The 19,895-nt window shown below is 37.1% G+C and carries 18 protein-coding genes and 5 pseudogenes; 5 read left to right on the plus strand and 18 right to left on the minus strand.

Annotation, left to right across the window (positions count from 1 at the left end; all coding sequences use genetic code 11):
• The first annotated feature begins 86 nt into the window (after positions 1–86).
• Both M5V91_RS18475 and M5V91_RS18480 read left to right on the plus strand, forming a co-directional pair.
• Positions 87–1,099, plus strand: a pseudogene (locus M5V91_RS18475) (helix-turn-helix transcriptional regulator).
• A 32-nt stretch (positions 1,100–1,131) separates the two neighbouring features.
• Complete coding sequence (locus tag M5V91_RS18480) at positions 1,132–1,920, plus strand: SDR family NAD(P)-dependent oxidoreductase (protein ID WP_374940685.1); 789 nt, start codon at positions 1,132–1,134, stop codon at positions 1,918–1,920.
• A 762-nt stretch (positions 1,921–2,682) separates the two neighbouring features.
• Here the strand turns inward: M5V91_RS18480 and M5V91_RS18485 are convergent.
• From M5V91_RS18485 to M5V91_RS18495, 3 genes and pseudogenes are all read right to left on the minus strand, one after another.
• Positions 2,683–3,192, minus strand: a complete 510-nt coding sequence (locus M5V91_RS18485; RefSeq protein WP_071157454.1) for a DinB family protein — start codon at positions 3,190–3,192, stop codon at positions 2,683–2,685.
• A gap of 282 nt (positions 3,193–3,474) precedes the next feature.
• Positions 3,475–3,929 (minus strand): annotated as a pseudogene (locus M5V91_RS30595) (NUDIX hydrolase).
• Positions 3,930–4,517: 588 nt separating this feature from the next.
• Entirely contained in the window at positions 4,518–4,955 is a 438-nt protein-coding gene (locus M5V91_RS18495; protein WP_071157452.1) for an Lrp/AsnC family transcriptional regulator, read from the minus strand.
• Between the two features lie 157 nt (positions 4,956–5,112).
• Between M5V91_RS18495 and M5V91_RS18500 the strand changes: the two genes are divergently transcribed.
• The gene (locus M5V91_RS18500; RefSeq protein WP_009335286.1) at positions 5,113–6,165 is read left to right on the plus strand and encodes an alkene reductase; all 1,053 of its coding nucleotides are present in this window, start codon (positions 5,113–5,115) and stop codon (positions 6,163–6,165) included.
• A gap of 300 nt (positions 6,166–6,465) precedes the next feature.
• Here the strand turns inward: M5V91_RS18500 and M5V91_RS18505 are convergent, their stop codons facing one another.
• Positions 6,466–6,612, minus strand: coding sequence for a hypothetical protein (locus M5V91_RS18505; RefSeq protein ID WP_251174107.1), 147 nt, complete (start codon positions 6,610–6,612; stop codon positions 6,466–6,468).
• Between the two features lie 152 nt (positions 6,613–6,764).
• On the opposite strand from M5V91_RS18505, the gene M5V91_RS18510 reads away from it, so the two are divergent.
• On the plus strand, positions 6,765–7,028 hold the full coding sequence (locus M5V91_RS18510; protein ID WP_251174108.1) for a hypothetical protein: 264 nt from the start codon (positions 6,765–6,767) through the stop codon (positions 7,026–7,028).
• A gap of 63 nt (positions 7,029–7,091) precedes the next feature.
• Here M5V91_RS18510 and M5V91_RS18515 read toward each other — a convergent pair whose 3' ends face one another.
• The 6 genes and pseudogenes from M5V91_RS18515 to M5V91_RS18540 all read right to left on the minus strand — a co-directional run.
• A complete protein-coding gene (locus tag M5V91_RS18515; protein WP_009335288.1) occupies positions 7,092–7,598 on the minus strand; it encodes a hypothetical protein in 507 nt (168 codons plus the stop codon).
• Entirely contained in the window at positions 7,576–8,067 is a 492-nt protein-coding gene (locus M5V91_RS18520) for a hypothetical protein (RefSeq protein WP_284521427.1), read from the minus strand. The genes M5V91_RS18515 and M5V91_RS18520 overlap by 23 nt, the downstream gene beginning before the upstream one ends.
• Positions 8,068–8,260: 193 nt before the next feature.
• A pseudogene (locus M5V91_RS18525) lies at positions 8,261–8,471 on the minus strand (cyclase).
• A 287-nt stretch (positions 8,472–8,758) separates the two neighbouring features.
• Positions 8,759–9,787: a DUF3231 family protein gene (locus M5V91_RS18530; protein ID WP_217034620.1), complete on the minus strand. Its 1,029-nt coding sequence runs from the start codon at positions 9,785–9,787 to the stop codon at positions 8,759–8,761.
• A gap of 202 nt (positions 9,788–9,989) precedes the next feature.
• Positions 9,990–10,922: a D-2-hydroxyacid dehydrogenase gene (locus tag M5V91_RS18535; RefSeq protein ID WP_251174110.1), complete on the minus strand. Its 933-nt coding sequence runs from the start codon at positions 10,920–10,922 to the stop codon at positions 9,990–9,992.
• A 136-nt stretch (positions 10,923–11,058) separates the two neighbouring features.
• A pseudogene (locus M5V91_RS18540) lies at positions 11,059–11,151 on the minus strand (GNAT family N-acetyltransferase); the annotation flags it as partial.
• Between the two features lie 213 nt (positions 11,152–11,364).
• Between M5V91_RS18540 and M5V91_RS18545 the strand changes: the two are divergent.
• Positions 11,365–12,775 (plus strand): annotated as a pseudogene (locus M5V91_RS18545) (PQQ-dependent sugar dehydrogenase).
• A 67-nt stretch (positions 12,776–12,842) separates the two neighbouring features.
• Here the strand turns inward: M5V91_RS18545 and M5V91_RS18550 are convergent.
• The 8 genes from M5V91_RS18550 to M5V91_RS18585 all read right to left on the minus strand — a co-directional run bounded on the left by M5V91_RS18550 (position 12,843) and on the right by M5V91_RS18585 (position 19,759).
• Positions 12,843–13,403: a hypothetical protein gene (locus M5V91_RS18550; RefSeq protein ID WP_251174111.1), complete on the minus strand. Its 561-nt coding sequence runs from the start codon at positions 13,401–13,403 to the stop codon at positions 12,843–12,845.
• Between the two features lie 179 nt (positions 13,404–13,582).
• Entirely contained in the window at positions 13,583–13,960 is a 378-nt protein-coding gene (locus M5V91_RS18555) for a cupredoxin domain-containing protein (RefSeq protein ID WP_009335296.1), read from the minus strand.
• A gap of 181 nt (positions 13,961–14,141) precedes the next feature.
• Complete coding sequence (locus tag M5V91_RS18560) at positions 14,142–15,032, minus strand: mechanosensitive ion channel family protein (protein ID WP_217026138.1); 891 nt, start codon at positions 15,030–15,032, stop codon at positions 14,142–14,144.
• Between the two features lie 579 nt (positions 15,033–15,611).
• A complete protein-coding gene (locus tag M5V91_RS18565) occupies positions 15,612–16,091 on the minus strand; it encodes an SRPBCC family protein (protein ID WP_071157443.1) in 480 nt (159 codons plus the stop codon).
• A gap of 231 nt (positions 16,092–16,322) precedes the next feature.
• Positions 16,323–16,649 (minus strand): RNA polymerase alpha subunit C-terminal domain-containing protein, encoded by a 327-nt coding sequence (locus M5V91_RS18570; protein WP_374940680.1) that lies wholly within the window; start codon positions 16,647–16,649, stop codon positions 16,323–16,325.
• Positions 16,650–17,008: 359 nt separating this feature from the next.
• Positions 17,009–17,302, minus strand: coding sequence for an antibiotic biosynthesis monooxygenase family protein (locus M5V91_RS18575; RefSeq protein ID WP_009335300.1), 294 nt, complete (start codon positions 17,300–17,302; stop codon positions 17,009–17,011).
• A 189-nt stretch (positions 17,303–17,491) separates the two neighbouring features.
• Complete coding sequence (locus M5V91_RS18580) at positions 17,492–18,004, minus strand: DinB family protein (RefSeq protein WP_019379525.1); 513 nt, start codon at positions 18,002–18,004, stop codon at positions 17,492–17,494.
• Positions 18,005–18,211: 207 nt separating this feature from the next.
• The gene (locus M5V91_RS18585; RefSeq protein ID WP_251174112.1) at positions 18,212–19,759 is read right to left on the minus strand and encodes a glycine betaine uptake BCCT transporter; all 1,548 of its coding nucleotides are present in this window, start codon (positions 19,757–19,759) and stop codon (positions 18,212–18,214) included.
• Positions 19,760–19,895: the final 136 nt, after the last annotated feature.

Here is a 19,895-nt window from a genome sequence, read left to right on the forward strand (position 1 = left end):
AAAGACAATATATAAGTAAAATGAAATAACTATCCCGTTAACAGAGCTGGCTGTAATGTGCTGATAGATAGAGAGGTGTAATAGGAATGACTATAAATTCTCGTATTAGAATACCGGATGGACTTTGGAGGGGGCTAAAAAACTTGGAATTAATGCTCATGATTTGGTTCGGAAATCAAAATTGCCTCTTACTGTAATAACTGAACAAGTTGTCACTGTTGACCAATATTACGCATTATGGCAAGCATATTCCGATATCATCGGTGACATGGAAGTTGGAATGCTGCAACTTCCGACAGTATTTGAAACAACGCAGTATCCCCCGTCTGTACTGGCAGCTTACCATGCCCGCGATTATCGGGATGCTCTTGAAAGAATGGCTCGGTACAAAGAAATGTGTCCACCTGAAAAATTACGCATTATGGAGGAAGACACAAATTGTGTAATTGAACTGGAATGGTTTGATACGGAGCATGCGGGACCACCCCTACTTGTTGGGACCACTCTCGCGTTTTTATTGGAACTTGGACGACGAGGCACCGGTTATTCTATAAAAGCGGAATTAGTGGAATTTACACATTCATTTGGTCAAGTACAGGCGCTTGAAGAATACTTTGGCTGCCCTATCCACATTGGAGCAGAACGTAATAGTCTTACATTGCAAAGTGATGACCTTAATCGCCCTTTTACTTCCTACAACGCTGACTTACTGGAGATCTTAACACCAGTATTGGAGCAAACATTAGAGGAACAGCGACACAGTCACTCCATAACAGAGATAGTTAAGTGGATATTGAAACGCAATTTAACAGGAGAACGACTCGACATACAAGATATAGCAAGTGAGCTCGGCATGAGCGAACGAACCTTACAGCGCCAGCTTACTAATGAAGAGACCAGTTTTAAGGAGCTGCTAAAGGAAGCCCGTCATGAACAGTCAAGACAGTACTTGGCTAATCCTAATCTAGATATTAAAGAAGTGGCATTTCTTGTTGGATATAAAGATCAGAGCTCGTTTTATCGAGCCTTCCGTAGCTGGGAAGGTATGACCCCATTAAATTGGCGCGCTGAATATGCACTTATAAACGAACTAAGTTGATAACCAGCTTAAAGGAGAAATGTATCTTGGAAATGGAATTATTGAAAAAAACCGCTTTAGTAACAGGCTCTACAAAAGGCATAGGTAAAGCAATAGCGAAAGAATTGGCTAAAGAAGGAGTTAATATTCTCATAAATGGACGCAATTATGAGGAGGTAGAACGAACTGTACAGGAAATCAAATCAGAATTCCCGCTAACTTCTCCTCAAAATGCTGCAGCCGATATTGTGGATGTTCAACAAAGAGAGGAATTATTTAAAAAATTCCCGAATGTAGACATTTTAGTTAACAATATGGGTATTTACGAAATCATGCAATACGAGGATGTTACGGATGAACTATGGCAAAAATACTTCGAAACTAACGTATTAGCCGCAAATGGATTATGTAAACATTATCTGCCAAAAATGCTGGACAATAATGATGGCCGCATCATCTTTATTGCAAGTGAAGAAGCAGTAATGCCCTCCGGACAAATGCCTCAGTATTGTATGACAAAATCAATGCTGCTATCATTGGCAAAAAGCTTGTCTATACTAACAAAAGGAACAGAAGTTACCGTCAATACGATTATGCCGGGACCAACACTTTCTGAAAATGTCCAGGATATAATTGAGGGTATTTACAGAAATGAAAACATAACCTTTTCAGAAAAAGAAAAACAATTCATGGTCAATAATCTGCCACAATCTGAAATACAGCGATTTATCAGACCGTTTGAAATAGGAAGACTAGTTGCATTCTTATGCAGTCCCTATGCATCTGCATTTAAAGGCTCACCAATCCGTATGGATGGAGGAATGGTCCCGACCATTTTTTAATTTAAAAAGCTGCCAGGAGGAGAATTTTAATATTATAACATAGGTTACGAGTGGCCTATTTAATTTGTTATAACTCTCGTGCAGTACTTACCTTAGAAGTAAACTTCCGAATTTATATGAGCTTTCAAAGTTCACGGCAAAGTTCGGAGCGTTTACTTTTACTAACCCTTTACCTAAAAAAAGGCCTCGTATGGATTCTTTCAATGCCTTTATAATGGTTTCGCAGCGTACCTCCTAACGCAATTTCTCCCCAGTGATACTCATTTAATTTGTTATAACCATATCATTAGACGTTTTCTAAATATAAATATTATTCTATTTTCTTCTCGAGTGCTAAAATTCCCATAATTCGCTCTCCGTAATATTGAGGTATCTATTCCTACTTTCACTGGATATAACATTATCCTTCTTGTGCTAAACTGTCCGTTTTGTTGAATAAAAAAAGCTGCCCAATTCGGCAGCTGATCTCGAATATAAGCACCCTTAAGTTGAATCACCACCTTCTCCGTCTTTTGCCATTTCCAAATAAGCGGCGGTCATCATTTTAAGGCTATTTAACTTCTGACTCATCTAAGGCAATGATCTTTTCTTTTGTTTTTCTAAATCCAACATAAATTATCTCTTTAGTTCTAATTGAAAGTATAATAAGTTCGCTATAAAGGGTAGCGTCAGGAAAACAACGTTAAGGAATTTTCAATATTAAAAAACCTAATTTTTCAGCATTAAATGAGAAATTAGGTTTTTTTATTAATAGAAAAAGACTTATAAGTATTTATCACGAATCACTTTCATATGGTGTAACTCGTGCCCGGCAATGCCATATGCAATGGTACCTACCGAAACTGGGCTGTTCATTACAGTTCCATTACGAACCCACGCTGCATCATCAATGGTTGAAATAAGGCTTAAGGTGTTGGAGCGTATCGTGTCTAAACCAGCTAGTAACTGCTCCCAGGATAATTTGTTGAAGTTTGCCGCAGAAACGTATTGATCCTGATCCATTGCTGGGAGTGGTACACTTTCATTTCGTGCAATGGCAAGCATTCGATACGACATCACACGTTCCGAGTCGGTCATATGCCCAATCACTTCTTTTAAAGTCCATTTCCCTGATGCGTACGCCTTCCTTGCTGAAACCTCTGATACGCTGCTTAAGAGGGTAATGGTCTTAGTTCGTTGCTTACTAAGTATTTCTTCAATATCTCCATCTGGCACAAGACTAACATACCTATCCTGCTCTGGATTTTCAATAAATAATGGTCGTGGACGCACAAGAATCCTCCCCATCGGAATAGTTATTTATGGTTCTAGGCTAATATTCGACTGTCAAAAAGATATGTCCTTTATTTTTGATATTTAATTTCATTACCGCAAAATAATTGCAAATTAAACAACTTTATTATCTCTGTACAAATGATTTATGCAGTTAACATAATAATAATAGATTAATTCACTTTTTATTCCACTAACCTGCCCGGTTAGTCGAATAAGAAAAAGAGCTGCCGATCCAAATTGATCTTCAACTCTTGCACCCTTTAGTTGACCAAGGGCGATTCAAATTATTTGCTCATTATACACGCTAATTGGGTGTATTTTCTCTTGTAATAAGTTATTAATTATTTGCTTTATTACACTGGGTTCTCGCAGGTCTTTGTTTTGAAATGTTACAAGTTCATTTACTTTTATCCACTTGCTTTCAGAAATTACATTTTCTTCGAGATTTAGGGAGCCCCTGTAACCTCACCAACAAAATGAAATAAAATAACTTGATCGTTTGTACTACTAACAAAATTATATACTCCAGTAGTTCCAATCAGTTTTACTTCAAACCCTGTTTCCTCTTTAACTTCCCTCTGAGCTGAATAAATAATGTCCTCACCGTTTTCGATATGACCACCTGGAAAGTTCCACTTATCAATAGCAGTAGGTTTATTCTCTTTTATAATCAAGACTTTATCGTCATTAAAAATTGACACACTTGCTACTAGAACAATTCCATCTTGCGACATTTGATTCTCCCCATTTCCCTTTTATAGTTACAGTGATTTCTTTACCTGTTTTGCTTTCTTTCACTAACCTGCTTCTATAGTTCAATAAAGCAACTATATCGAGTTAATAACCGAAGTCCATGCTGAAGAAGTTGGTTCAATAATTTTAAAGTGGTCTATATCTGGGAGAATAACTATCTTTACATTTTCCCCTTTTCAACAGCACTTTTGTAATAATCCTTACTTAATTCTACTGGAACATGTTGATCCATTTCACCATGTATTAATACTTGTTCAACATTCATTGGCAATAATTCAGCTGGAGAAGATAATTTATAACGCTTAGGGACTTCTTCAGGGGACCCTCTAATAGTGCAGCTATGTGACTCTTTATTTTCCTTTGTTCATGTATATTCCACATCTTTACTAAGTCTGTAACTCCTGCTAAGCTAATCACTTTTTGAATAGAAACACTAAGTGGCAGCTGGATCTTAAGGTAATGTACCCGTTTTGTTTAAGTGCATTTTTCACAATCTATTCAACCTTGACTCGTTAGAAAATAGTAATTTTTACCGCCACTATATCTGTTTACTCAGTATTTATTGTGATTTAGTTGTTTATTATTGGAATCAATTTTTTATTTTCTATTGGTGAAGATAGTACTATTAATGTGGTTGAATCTCCGTAGGTACCCATCTCGTTAATTGCAACCTCTAGCGACTGAAGTGTTTCAGTAACTACTTTTACCAAAAAGTTATATTCACCGCTTATTCTATGTAATTCTACTACTTCATTTGATTTATTACAGAAGTCCACAAAGTTTTCACAGCTCTTAGTATGGAATAACAGAAAGGTTGTTATAGGTTTGTTTATTTTTTCTGGCCTTACAATAGCACGATAGTGATCAATAATTCCCTTTTCCTCCATTCTTCGTACTCTCTCGGTAACTGCCGGCTGAGAGAGAGCTACCTCTTTCCCCAGTTCCGTCATGGATATTCTTCCTTTCTCCTGTAATACCAAAAGAATTTCTTTATCCAGTTTATCCATAATGATCCCCACCTTTAATTTCTAAGTAAAATATTTAAAATAAAATTAATTTAAAACTAATTAAGACATTTTAACTGAAATTTTCTATATAACTTCTTTTTAAAATTATATAAGATTATTTACGAAGTTAATACTTCTATAAAGGAGTTAAGGCAAATTGGAAAACACTGAGTTATTAAAATCAATTAATATCGGTAACTGGTACTTGAAAACAAAAATTGTGATGGCTCCAATGACACGAAGTTTTGCAAATAACAATACAGGTACTGTTGGTAATGATATTGTCACCTACTATCGCAAAAGAGCTAAAGATGGTATTGGTCTCATTATTACAGAAGGTATTAACCCTTCCCCTAGAGGCAAAGGAACTTTTGGTGTTCCTGGCCTATACACAACAAGCCAAGTAGATGCTTGGAGGAAAGTAACTGAAGCTGTTCATGAGGAAGGAGGAAATATTGTGGCACAGCTTTGGCATGTAGGAAGATTAACACATCACGAACTGACTGGAGGACTCCCACCACAAGCACCTTCCGTTATAAAGGCTGATGGTTTAGTTCACCGATTGAGAAAACCTTATGAGACACCTGAAGAAATGTCTTTGAATGATATAAAAAATGTCATCCAAGAATATGCTATGGCTGCTAGAAACGCAATTAAGGCTGGATTTGATGGAGTTGAAATACATGGAGCTCATGGTTACTTAATTGATCAATTTAATTCTGAAGTTACCAATAAACGGACTGATGAGTATGGTGGGGATATATTGAACAGGTTATTATTTATGAAGGAAGTATTACATGCGGTTATTCAAGAGGTCGGCCAAGATAGAACTATTATTAGATTTTCTGAAATAAAAGATGATATCCCCGGTTATAAGTGGACCAATCCTGAAGTGAATATAAAGGCTTTAGTTCAAGTGTTTAAAGAAGTGGGAATTCAAATTATACACCCCTCAACAAATAATTTTACTGAAAAAATGGCTAGTGGCATGACTTTTCATCAACTAGTGAGGAAACATTGGGATGGTATTATTATTGGGGTGGGAAATCTAAATACAGAGATTGCTTCTAAGGCGATTAAGGATGGTACAATTGACCTTGCTGCCTTTGGACGCCCTCTACTAGCTAATCCTGATTTTGTTCATAAGATAAAAGAAGGACACCCTATTAAACCCTATCAAGCAGCAATAGATTTAAAATACTTGAAATAGGAAACCTTAATCATTTCGTTGGGCTACTATTATTGTTCAGCGAAATGGTTATTATACTATAAACAAATTTATTAAAATTTTTCTTGTTCAGTAAAAGGAACCGTTATGTAAAAGATTTGGTTAAATAAGAAAAAGCTGCCTTACTTGGCAGCTAATCTTGAGCATAAGCACCATTAGATTAAGTACAAGTATTGACAAAGTCGTTAAAGAGATAAAAAAAGGCAGCTTCTCTGCATCTATCTATATTCTCAAAAACCATTGCTGCAGTGGCCGGTTCTTTTTTAACGGGTTTTCTTTGTCTTAGGAATTAGGAGAGGAGTTTTCCGCTATAGAGTCAGAACTTCTATTTTTCAGAATTTCATTGATTTCGCCAACATCGCCTTTGGCATTTATTATTTCAAATACCTGATTCAGTCCTTCGCTAGTTTCCTGCTCATTGTCTTTCATTCGAATCCCTCCTTTTAGAATTCATTCATTATAGGTTTTCCAACTTTACCTTTTATATCCAGAGCGAATACTATTTTTCAACTCACTTCACAATAGAAACCCATAATTGCTTTGGAAGTTACCTGCCCATTTATAAATAGGAATGAAGATGTTTGTCTTTATTGCTGCACTCTTTGTATTTAATTATTAATAATGAAAATGCTCCTACTACTAAGGAAGATAAAAGCACCCTTATCATATCGGCTCTAGATGCAGATCATAATGAATTTGATTTATTTTTCTGTATTTTTATGGATGCAGGAGGGAAAATGCTATCAAAGCAAATTGCTAACAAAGATTTGGAACAATATAGATATGCCATAACTAAAAGAACTTTGGAGGAAATTGTGGCAGAGCTGTTCTATTTCAAAATATGATTAGCTTAAGAATACCTTTTCTATAAATAATTCCTGGCAATTCCCAAACATCTCCATTTCAATTTAAAATTGTTTTTCTCCATATGCTTTAATAATCCTGTAAAATCTCACCCATAAACTTTGGACCACCAAATAAATAACAAAAGAATAATAGCTGTTATATCCATTCTGATAGTGAAAGATCCCTATGTACTCAGAAAATAGCTCTATCCCAACACTTATAAACGCCCATCCCAAAATGAATAACAGAGATAAATTTGGCTTTATATTAAAGAAGTCATATATATAAAAGAATAGATAGCTGAATGGTGCATACATCACATGAGATAAAAAATCCATCAATTGAAAGGAAGAATTATCATTAATATCATAATAACTAACTGGCAGCACACTTAAAATGTGATCGAAAAAGAAACCAGTAAACACGCCACATAAAAGGTACACACAGGTTGTCTTATTTGTAAAACGTTTTGGCAGTTTTAACACCACTAAAGTTCCAACAATGAGCGAAATGACGATAAACCACTCATTAGCATTAAAATTATGATCATAATAACGAATTCCATTCATGTTTTTTAAATTCTCCTTTTTCCAGGCAAACAAACCAGCGGGCTATCAACCATACTAAGGCAATAGATACCACATACATAAGAGCAGAGTACAATTGATTCCACCTTTGGAAAGTAATGAGGCCAGCCCACAAATATATCCGGTCTCCCAAGCATAGGGAGATTACGATTGTGGCTGATAAAACCCATCGCCATTTTGCTTTCATGTGCGAATTTAGTATGCATGCTGACAAAAGAATTTGAAAAGGTATCACAATAAAGCGGCAAATATAAATCGCGAAAGACCCTTCCACACTTCGGGTGACTGGAACCCAGTGCAGATTGACATCAAGTATGGTGAATTGGGTAATAGTTAATATTCCGATGATGAAGTACAAAAAAACCATCTCAGTAAGAGTAAATCCTTTGGGAACAATAGCGAATACAATCATTACTAACCAGGCAAACATTGCTAAAACAGCGATTGACATAGTGATCATCCTTTAAATAGCTGTCAGATACATGTATTATTCCCAAAAGCCATACCAACATTTACAAATATAAAAAAACAAGAGCGATACACTCTATTCCCTCCTTTACTAGCCTGCCCCTTTAATTAGACAAGAAAAATAGCCGCCTATTGGCAGCTTGATGTAAAAGTTTAATTCCATGTCTTGTAAGTTGTTATGATTTACGTTTGTGTTTTTCAATAATTATTTTTTTGTTAAGTATTCTAACTTCTCCAACCATAAGCAACCTCATATCCTCTACAATATAATTCGCTAACTCTTCATCAGTAATGTCGTTACCATCAATATCAAGACGAAAATCCTGTCCTTGTAATCCACCCATTAGTAAATTCGATTTCAAAGTCGAATATCACTCTTTTATCCATTTTTATCCACCTCGTCTTAGTCTCGGGTTATTATATATATTCTTGTTTAATGAAACCATTACCTTCTTGAACTGCCTGCACCATTTGTACAATAAAAAAAGCCGCCAATTGGCAGCTGGAACTCTATATTAATGCACCCGTTCGTAATATACGAGGCGAATAGGGGCCGTGGAGAGAAAGGATTTCTGACGGACTTTATTAGGAGAAGACCTTTTTAACTATACTGCACCATTTAATGCGAAGAAAGCCCCTCTCCGGCGAGGGGGCTCTCAAAATCATAGCAGTAATTAGGATAACTTGTCTCTATCAGCTGCAGCTGGAGGTTGTTCAAACCATCCTTTCTCAATCATAATTCTTGCAGCATTCTCAACAAAATATGAATTTTTCATAATGGCCTTCAAATAAACCATCCCGATATCATGCCGGCCATTTACAGCCACAGAATTTCCGAAGGATCTAACTTTTATTGAAAACATATCCATCTTATGAAAGAGCATTAACTTATCAGAAAAAGGTGAAAAAGTGGTATTAGTTATTAAGTCATCCAGATAAGGTGGGGAAGGCAAATCTTCATCATGCAGTTTTTGCTTATAATTCTCAATATTATTTGTGGTAAGATCTTTTCCTCGTTCGAACAATTTGCGTATCTTTTCATCCTTTGCTACTTGTGCGAATGCCATAATGAGTGCTTTACTTGTTACATTATTTTCTATGTTATCGTAAAGATGTGTGATTTCCATAGCATGCAAAGGGCGTTTATTTCCAAGATAGCCGTTTAAAAAATCCTTATGAACAAATTCCACTTTTTCTGGAACTGGAATCAATGGGGGTTTACTTATTAGCCCTTTATGCATTAATATTTCTTTGATTTGCTCCATCAAATCCATGGTGGAATCCATACAATGCCTAAAAAATTCTTTTACGTCCTCTCTAAACACAAGAGGTATTGCAATACTGTAAATACTCAATCCAGCTTTTGATGCATACTTCAAGTAGTGGACATAGAATTCATCCAAAAACAGTCTGGGAGCACCTAAATTCACATCCTCTTCCGTAAAACCCTTAGGGATGGGAAATCCATCTTTCTCGAAAATACCTTTAATGGTTTTCATGAATTCTTCTGATAGTTGTAAGGCATTTTCTAATAAGGTCTTAATATGTTTATCATCAACATGCTGCAGAAAGTATTTTAAAATAAATGATGCCATGCTATTTCCCATATAAGTAGCCCAAAGCTTTCCCATTTCTGCTGATGTTAGTTTTTCGGAGGTGTTTGTTTTGTAAGAACTTAATTTAATGGGTTTAATCTTTTTCATGTGAACACCTCCTTTTTTATTTAATATTTCCTCCCTTTAAATTCATATACTTACTAATATCCATTTCGTTTTTTTAGACATAAAAAGCCCTTCTCAAATGAGAAGGGCTTCCTCCTTTTATTTTTATAACAGTTATTAATTCACCTTACCTTTATTATCTGCTTCGTTTTTTTCAGTTTCCAATCGGCATACTTGCCTTTTATTAGTACCCCTTCAAAAAATCCACCCTATTAGGTATGGCATCATTATTTTCGATTCTCTTTAATGTATCCCAAAAGCATGAGATCGCTTCATTCAGCTCTGTCACAGCCGATATATGAGGAGTGATGATGATATCGTCTCTTCCCCATAACTCGGAAGTCCCTGGCAGCGGTTCTGTTTCAAGAACATCTAACACAGCATAACGGACTTTTTTGGAATTGAGCGCTTCAATAAGGGATTGCTCGTCCACTGTTTGGCCTCTGCCGACATTGATGAAGACCGCTCCGTTTAAATGACTGAAAAACTCACGATTAAATAGCTTACTTGTTTCTTTTGTCAAAGGCAATGTGCTGATAATCCAATCTGCCTCTGCAGCCAGCGTGCTTCCAGTGCTGGTTTTTGCCACCTTTTCGAAATACTCCTTTGGTTTCCCGCTTTGCGAGACACCATAGACGGCGGATCCAAAGCTTGAAAATACTCTGGCCGCCTCCTGCCCAATCTCCCCTGTACCATAGATAACAATCGTTTGATCCTTCATCATTTTCGGAGTTTTTGGAGCCCATTCCTTCTCCCTTTGTTTTCCTTCAAAGTAGTGGTGAGCTTGAAGATCTCTTAAAATATAGCTTAAACAATACTCGCTTATTCTTTGTCCAAACGAGCAAACAGTTCTGGTTAGAAGAATCTCATGTTCCTTCCATCCATCAATTTCCAAATAATTATTTACACCCGCATTAAAGGAATGTACCCATTTCATATCGGCCAAGCGGAAGCCACGACACGGCTTGGAACCGACATAGGCATCTGCCCATGATAAATCCTCTTCTGTAATATCAGCAACCTGCTTAAAACGAAAGCTCTGAGATGTATTAGCTGGCAGCTGTTCCTGGAATTCCTTTTCATAGCTTCCTGCAACCAATATATTATGTATGTTCATTCGACTTCCCCCACCCTCTATGATATTTGCCCCCTGCGATTTTAAGTCATTAGACATTATTTTTCACGCTATATAGTTAAAGACTTTCCCATGATTAACAGATAGTGCAGTGCAATTATAGTGTTCGGATTATCTAATACTTCCTTACTCGTTCTGTTGAAGGTAAATAGAAGAAGCCTGCAGGCTCATCCTCACTTAAAATGACAATCCGATGCTGGCCTTCTGTCACTTAAACGCAGCGTGGCCATGCAATGAACTGTTCTTTTAAACTTATGTAATCCTTTTTCATAAACATTGCTGCTCCTTGATTTTTTTATTTCATTTTAACACGAGAACTTACATCCGTTATCTTGTTCCGATTTGTTCCCTGCCTAATTTGGTACTAATAGCCAGTTCTAATCATATTCTTATAAAAGAAAAAAATGAAGGGGTGCAAAGTCAATTGATAAAAGTTAAGGTTGGTTTACGGCCCATTGCCAGTAAGATAAATTTACCTACTGTTTTGAAAACAGCTATACTTCCTGGTGATTCCAAGGAAAGGCTATTTATTGCAACCCAGGTAGGAGAGGTCTTTTACATAAGAGACTCAAGCATAAGGACTTTTTAGATATTCGCCCCCGAATCCTAAAACTAGGTGCTTCTGGTGGCGGATATGATGAACGGGGATTGCTGGGACTAGCCTTTCATCCCGAATTTTATTATAACGGTCTGTTTTATCTTCATTATTCAGCAGCCGGAGCACAAGGACCGGGTGCACTTTCTGAATCGTTTAATCCTGACCCTTGTGATCCTAAAACTTTAAACCTAAGGTGGATGAATAGGGAAACACAATATGACCATATTGATACAATCGAAGAATGGATTATACAATCCAATGGCGGGCCCCAAAAACGAAGGACTTTACTTAACTTAAGAAGGCCATTTTCAAATCATAATGGGGTCAATAGTTTAAATTTTTCACCAGAAACAGGCAGACTTGTTTTAACAACCGGAGATGGCGGATCAGGCTATGATCCATTTAACTTAAGCCAGGATGATCTGGAGATTGCCGGTAAAATAATTGAAATTGATGTAGATAAGAATACTTACATCATGAATCCCCCTATTGTCACACGCTTTAATGAACTTCCCGCAGCGATTCAGGAAACCCTCACGGTAATGGCCAAAGGGGTTCGCAATATTCCAGGTATTTCATTTCAAAGATTTTATAATCAGTATATTAAATATGCAGGAAATGTCGGCCAGGATTTGGCCGAGTCGATTTATTCATTTGTTCATTATAAACCCATACCGGTTACTCAGCTTATTCAAGCATCTTTGATGAATTCTGAACCTGACAAGGAAGGATTTATAAACTTTGGCTGGCGGGGCTGGGAAGGTGATTTTCCTGCTTCGATTATAAGAGACTGCACTAATAATCAGAATTTGGATGAGAAGACAATGGCTTTTTACAATGAAGCAGCAGCACTTTCAGCGAGTCGTCTTCAGCCTTTAACTAGTTATTTTCATAAAGATCCCAGACCCGATAAGTTTGGAGGAACTGCACTGACAGGAGTGCAAGTCTATATGGGGAAAAAATCCCTGCTTTAACAGGAAGCGTTGTGTTTACCGATCTTGCCCGGAAAGAATCACAGCCTCAGGTTAGAGGGGCTTTAGCTTATACCATCATTAGACCTAATGGTAAACAAAATGACTTTAGTGTGATACAAACCGATTATAATTTTGGGTCGCAATCAGCCTATTATGTTAATTTGGGGACGAATCTGAAACAGACCAGATTATATTTAGGGGTTTATGGCTCTATGAAAGTGACTGATTTACATCAAGGCACTGTTTTTGAAATAGTTCCATAAGTATAATGATAGAATTATGCTTAATCTGATAAATATCTTATATGGATTGCCATCTAAATGAAAACCACTACATGATCATCATTTTTAATCTTTTAATAATGATTAAAGCAATCTCAACCCATAACCAGCTATAAAGGAAAACAAATAAAAAGATACCTCCCGCTGAAAGAAATGAAAAGGAATCAGAGACGGCTGGACCTAAAACTGGAAAGTGAAAAATAAATAGTAAACCCATAATTCCTAGCATTAAAAGGATTGCACCAGCAGCAATAATACTTATTCTCATCCTGAAAAAGGAAAAAGATACTCCGATGCCAAGCCCTAACAATCCTGTAGTAAAAGGAAAAATAATTAGTTCAGATGGCTGCAGGATCAATAACAACATAATTGTCAGAGAATAGGACATTACTCCAAATGGAATGGAAAACATGGAACATAACAGAATAGGTGCAGTGGCAAGCGGACTTAAAAAATATCCTATACCTGGCAAGAGGCCTCCAGCAGCCTGCAGAATAGCAGCAATACAGGTAAAAATAGACACTAGAATGAGCTTCATTGTTTTTTTATATTTATTCAATATTTTTTGAAATAGATAAACCTCATCCGTGATAGGCTTTAAAAAATACACCTGTTCACCTCTTCTATAATGGTTATATGTTACCCTACATTATATTTGCATTTTATAGAGGCGGAACAACTTTTTATGATCCATTTGCAGAGGAAAGTTAGCTGTTATGGTGCTATCTGGATAATACTATGCAAATACCTGCAACCATAAAAAAACAAGGGCCTTATTGGCCCCGGTTATTATTTGACTATTACGTTTCCAACCATTCCTTCCTGGAAATGGTACCGGCATATCAGTTCATATGTACCGGGCTGTTTTGGCTTCACGGAGATACTCGTTTCTTTTCCTGGCTGAATCTCGGCGTCAATTCCGAGCTTTTCTACTGTAAAGGTGTGCTCCTTCTTACCTTTATTTTTCAATATTAATGTTGTGGATGTTCCATTCGGAATAGTGATGACCTTCGGATTAAAGTAATCATCGTTCAACTCGACCTCAATCGATTTCCCCTTAGTTGAAACATCGGATTCGGCAAATACGCCGAATGAGCCTGGAGTTGACAAAACCACAAGCATTGCAAACACAAAGGCCAATCCTGTTACCCGCTTTTTCACAGACATTCGCAATCCCTCCTTTCCTAAACCTATTTTTTTCTGATTCACAAAATTTTATCACCATAAATTATGTTCAAAAGTGCTTTCTAAAACTGTGAATAGACCAAGATCACTGCAGAAATCCACACTTTAAATAATTTGCTGCCGCTCCTCATAAACGGCTGGGCTCCCAAATCAGCTGGTTCTTTTACGTGCTGGGTGAAGGCTGCTCAAGAGTGTCCTGTGAATTCTCAGTTTGAACGAACATGTTCGCGGTTGGCATTTGTACTTGACTCTTATGAAATAAAGACATTAGTTCAAATCTTACCTGCCTGGACGTTTCAAAATACTCTTCAGGCTTAACCAGGCCAACAATACAAAATTCGTACCCGACATGTTTATGGTTTGGATTTAAGTCTGTAATCCCGATATATTGAAAGGGTTCAACAGCCTCGTCCCCTAGCCTATACAGGCTATGAACTAATTTTTCATTGCAGATCACACTTGCTTTCTCTAACAATTCCTTTATTCTTGCTGGATCTTCCTGATAACTTACCGTAATCCGTTCAATAACCCGCATCCAGCCTTTATTAAAATTTTGTATCGCTCTAATCTCTCCATGCGGGATCGTAAGGAGTTTTCCCGACCATTCCCGAATTTGCATAAAGCGAATACTTATCTCCTCAATGGTACCTGAACTTGTCCCGTTGAAAGTAACAAAATCACCGACACGAAACTCTTTATCCGTTAATCTTGCGAACCCCAAAATAACGTCTTTTAGCATCTGCTGTGCTGCAAAACCGATGACCACACCGGCAATCCCTGCACCTGCAAGAATGCCTTTTATATCAACAAATTGACTTATTAGATAAATAACAAGGCTAATCGCAATTCCATACCTAAAAATGGATCGGGTCACACCTTGTATCGTCTGTTCTACCTCTTCATCAAAGAAATTAGACTTCCTAAAGAACCAATCAATCATACGGTTTATGGCAAATGAAAAGGTGATGAGAACCAAAGCAAATAGAGTAAATCTTAAAAGTAAAAACTCCCTTATATAATTAAAAAATTCCTCTGTAAAAGTTAGCAGGTCCATCCCAGCCACTCCTTAAAAAGGAACATATCAAGGATCATCTGTTACCTTCTCCTTAAATATCGTTTCCTTAACATATATTTTCTTTATCATTCCCCATTCATCTTCAATAATTTGGCCCAAATAAAAAAGACACGTCCTGTGGAAACGTGACCGTAATGTCAATAATACAGTTAAGCTGCTTACTGTCAGCACAATAGAAAATCGGCCTAAGATGGCAGCTGGATCTGTTTTTTATAGTCATTGCAAATAATGTAGTAGTTAATATCTATATATAATACTGGCTCAAGAATTAATTATTGTTTCAGCCCTTCATTCAACAAAGACAGCTTAAGTATCCTAATAAACCTGCCCCTTTTAACAGGAAAACACCTTAAGACCTTTTTATGATTCATCTATGAATACCGCTCACCCTTGTTCATCTTATCTGCCCTGAAGCTTAATGGTGTCTCCACTCTTGCAGAAACGCCACTGTTTGATTAAGTGAGATACTCACTATATTGCCCTCCCGTAATAATAACTAAACTCTTAATGTATAGGGGACACCGAAATACGCCTTCTTTATAAGAAAGGCGCACTATATTAATTTCCCATATTAAATGCTTCACTATAGATTTTACGCAGCTTAATTGAGTTATCGTCCCACTTAATTGGTTCACCATTGACGATTTGGACCAATACATCCAGACACCTATGCCATCCTGCCGCTGTATTAACTGCCCATGAATCATCTTTAAAAGTATGGGTAAAGATCATTCGACATCCTTTCCCCTCTTCCTGCAATGAAATGTTTATCAGATCATCAACTTCACGGAAACCAAATAAATATGGCTTTTCTAATTCTGTAATGATACCCTCATATGTCGTTCCTTCCCCATCATCGAAGGCAATTTTTCCACCCAGTCTGAGATCCATCTCCCCTTTTGCAAAAGGGTACCATTGAGAGAAGGAATTGGGATTTGTAATGACAAGGAAAACATCTTCTGGATTATGGGAAAAAAATCGCTCAAATCTTAAAGCATAACTGCCATTTGACTCATGTAATGCACCAATTTCATTCATCCCTTCATCCTCCTTCTTCTAATCCTTGAGGTATTGCTAAAACAAATAAAATTAAAAATTTGTATAGGTTCAGAAAAAACATCACTATATTCAGAATTGTTTCTTTTACAAAACATTTTTTTAACTAAAAAAACAATAATCATAAAGTGTTCAACAATCTTGCCCTTTAGTATAAAAAGAACAAAACTGCCTGATCAGCAGCAGTTCTTGAAAAACCTGCCAGTGAAGCTTTTATTCTTTAAATGAAAGCCCTTCCTCTTTTAAGGAAGTTCTCATAATAGGTAAGGAAGCTGGTCCAATACCATGAATTTTTAATATTTCTTTTTCAGTGAACTTTGACAGTTTTTTCAAAGTGTCTATTCCTTCGTGAACCAATGCATTCCTTGCAGGAGCGCTGAGCTTCGAAAGGAAGCCACTTTTAGGCTTATTCTCTTTATCACAGATAGGACAGCTTTTACACTCACTGCTTTTGTAAAACTTATGTCCCTTTTCACAAACCCTTAAACTTTTATCTGCTGTCAAAATAATTCCTCCAAACAGTTTCTGATCCAGTATCATATATTATTAATTGTATATTAGATATATAAACTCGACAAAAACTATGAATGGCACTTTTCAACAAATCTGGCCAAGAAAATGAAGGATAACCTTTGTACCTTTACGGCCACTTCTTCGGGTCGTAAGCAAGACTGGAAAACCAGTAGAGAAATCTCCAATCATGGAGACGATGAATTTTACCCAAGTTTTACACCTGACCCAAAATAATAAACCAGAATAGCAGGACCTCCTATATGATCTCAGACAATGATGAGGTTTCCTTCATACGAGAGAAACTGGATGATCCGCCAATGGGTTAGCTAAATATTAAAATGATAGCCTCCTTATGTCTGTATGGAGGCTGTTTAATTAAAAACCAATTAAAGAGGAACGTTTTCAAAATGTTCAACTGCAGGAAACGGATCATAAAAATGATGCAGCTGTCTTTTCCATTCCTGATACTCTTTCGATTGTCTAAACCCAACTGTATGGGCCTCTAATGATTCCCACTTCACAAGTAATAGATATTTCCCCTTAATTTCCATACATCTCTGCAGCTCGTGAGATATGTACCCTTTCATGGAAGCAATAATTTTTGATGCCTCACGGAATGCTTGTTCATATTCTTCCTCCATCCCTTCTTTTACTTGTAGCATTACTGCTTCTAAAATCATGTAAATTATCCCCTTTCCCTGATTGTTCATTTACTGTATAGTTCCGATTTCTGATTAATGATTACAAGAGAATGTTCTAATTATTTTCCATACTTCATTTATTAAAGGAATGCAGCCCATTAGGATAATAATACAGGTGATTCCTCCATTATAGAAGACTCACCCCTTATGTTGATCAAAGTGAAAATTTCAACTTTCATTAAACCATTTGCGTAATTGATTTATATGAGCCTGATGATACCTGCTATGGTCTGCTATATGCCATATACCCCATTGGATTGTTGCTTGGTTTCCATTTTCATATTCAATTATTCGAGTTAATTGCAAATCTGTTAACTGCTGACATAACGTCTTAATCATATCCATAACGTCATCGTATTCTTTAAGCAGCACATCCAGGGGGATTCCATCAAACTGCGGTAATCGGTTGTCTTCATCCAATATTGGTCCATATTTATTCTCCAGATTTAACGGCATTATCTCACCCTTTATTCTAAACACCCAGTTCAGGTCGACCAAAGCTAGATGTCTAAGCAATTGGGCTGTGCTGTTATAATTCTGTTTAGGGCCTTTATAATCCAACTCCCTTTGGGACATACCTCCCACGATAGACTTCAGCCGTCGATAATTCCCATCCACCATAGAATAGAGCAGCCCTACAATAGGTTCCATTGTTAGCTCGCCTTTTAAATCTAAAATCATTCAATAATACACCTCTCGTTCTGTTTTTCATAATTTGTTAATATTGGAAATTAATAGACTCACATATTATATTAACCAACCTGTCCCGGTTGTACAAAAGAGAAGGCCATTTGGAAACAGATTACGATATACGATCAAATTATTGATTTACTAAAAAAAGCAACATCCCAACCGAAGTTGACATGTTGCCAGTTTAATAAATATTGTTTATCCAGCTTCCTGAACATCCTCTTTGCTTTGCTTTTCCTTCCGATTCATTCTAATCTGACCTAGTCCGAGCTGTTTTGCTTCCTGTTTTAAAGATTTTAGCAAGCTGACTGTCATTAACACTAAAATGACTGAGAATGGAAGAGCTGCGATGATCATGGTGTTTTGAAGAGCCTGCAGGCCCCCAGAATAAAGGAGAGCAATCGCAATAATCGAGAGAAGAACTCCCCAAGTTACTTTTATGGGTGTACTTGGATTTTGCGATCCATTCGTTGTCATCATCCCTAGAACAAATGTACCAGAGTCAGCTGATGTCACAAAGAACGTAACAATGATCAAAATGGCTAACAGAGATATTGCCATGCTGAGCGGAAACCCTTCTAACACGCCAAAAAGAGATTCCTCGGGAGATAATGACGAAATCGAAAGCAGCCCTGTAGATTCAGTGAAAATGGCTGTCCCCCCAAAAGTTGTAAACCAAAGGAATCCTATTAGTGACGGAACGAGAAGGACACCTACAATAAACTCACGAATTGTTCGGCCCTTTGAGACTCTGGCAATAAACACACCAACAAATGGAGACCAGGCAATCCACCATGCCCAATAAAAAATCGTCCATCCATTAATCCAGCTGCGTCCCTCTTCATTCAGGGGTGCTATCCTAAAACTCATGTCAATGAAGTTTTGCATATAAGTCCCGATCGTATCGGTGAATAAATTAAGGATAAAAAGTGTCGGTCCAAAGCTAAAGACAATCAAGAAAAGGACAGCCGCAAGCCCCATATTCAAATTGCTTAGCACTTTAATTCCCTTACTTAGACCTGTTAAAGCCGAAATCATAAACAAGACTGTCACAATGAGGATAATAATGGTTTGGTTTGTTATCGTACTAGGTACATCAAAAAGGTAGGACAGTCCCCCGTTGATTTGCATGGCACCAAATCCCAAAGAGGTAGATACCCCTAAAACCGTAGCAATAACCGCAATGACATCAATTGCCTTCCCGACTGCCCCATCCGCATGTTTTCCAATCAGCGGCCGTAAGGTTCGGCTTATTAAACTCAGCTCCCCTTTTCTGAAAGTAAAATAAGCCAGAGCCATCGCAATCGAACCATAGATAGCCCATGCATGGACCCCATAATGAAAGAAGGTAAATCTCATTGCATCCTTAATTCCCTGATCAGTACCCTCTTGGCCTGTAGGAGAACTTATCATGTAATGGCTAATGGGTTCAAATGTTCCATAGAAAATTAACCCAATCCCGATACCTGCACTAAAAAGCATCGCAAGCCAAGTTGGACGGGAAAACTCAGGCTTATCCTCCTGCTTCCCGAGCTTTATCCGGCCAACTGGACTTACTAATAAATAGAAGCAGACGAACACAAATAGCGAAACAATCACTAGGTAATACCACCCAAACGAATCCGTAATCACGCCTTGTGTACTGCTCGTGACCTTTTCTAACGACGCTGGCATTGTAATTCCCATAAGAACAAGACCAGCCATTATTGCTAATGATACATAAAAAACAGTTGAAGCATTTTTCATATAAAGTTTTAACTCCCATCTTTGATATATTCGCAGTGGGTTACTTCGAATGGTGAACAAATAAAAATGCAAAACAAACAAAAATATTTTTTGTGAAGTATTACGAAACGCACCCTTAAAAAATTTGCGAAAATTC

This window comes from Cytobacillus pseudoceanisediminis, assembly GCF_023516215.1.
Classification (GTDB): Bacteria; Bacillota; Bacilli; order Bacillales; family Cytobacillaceae; genus Cytobacillus; species Cytobacillus pseudoceanisediminis.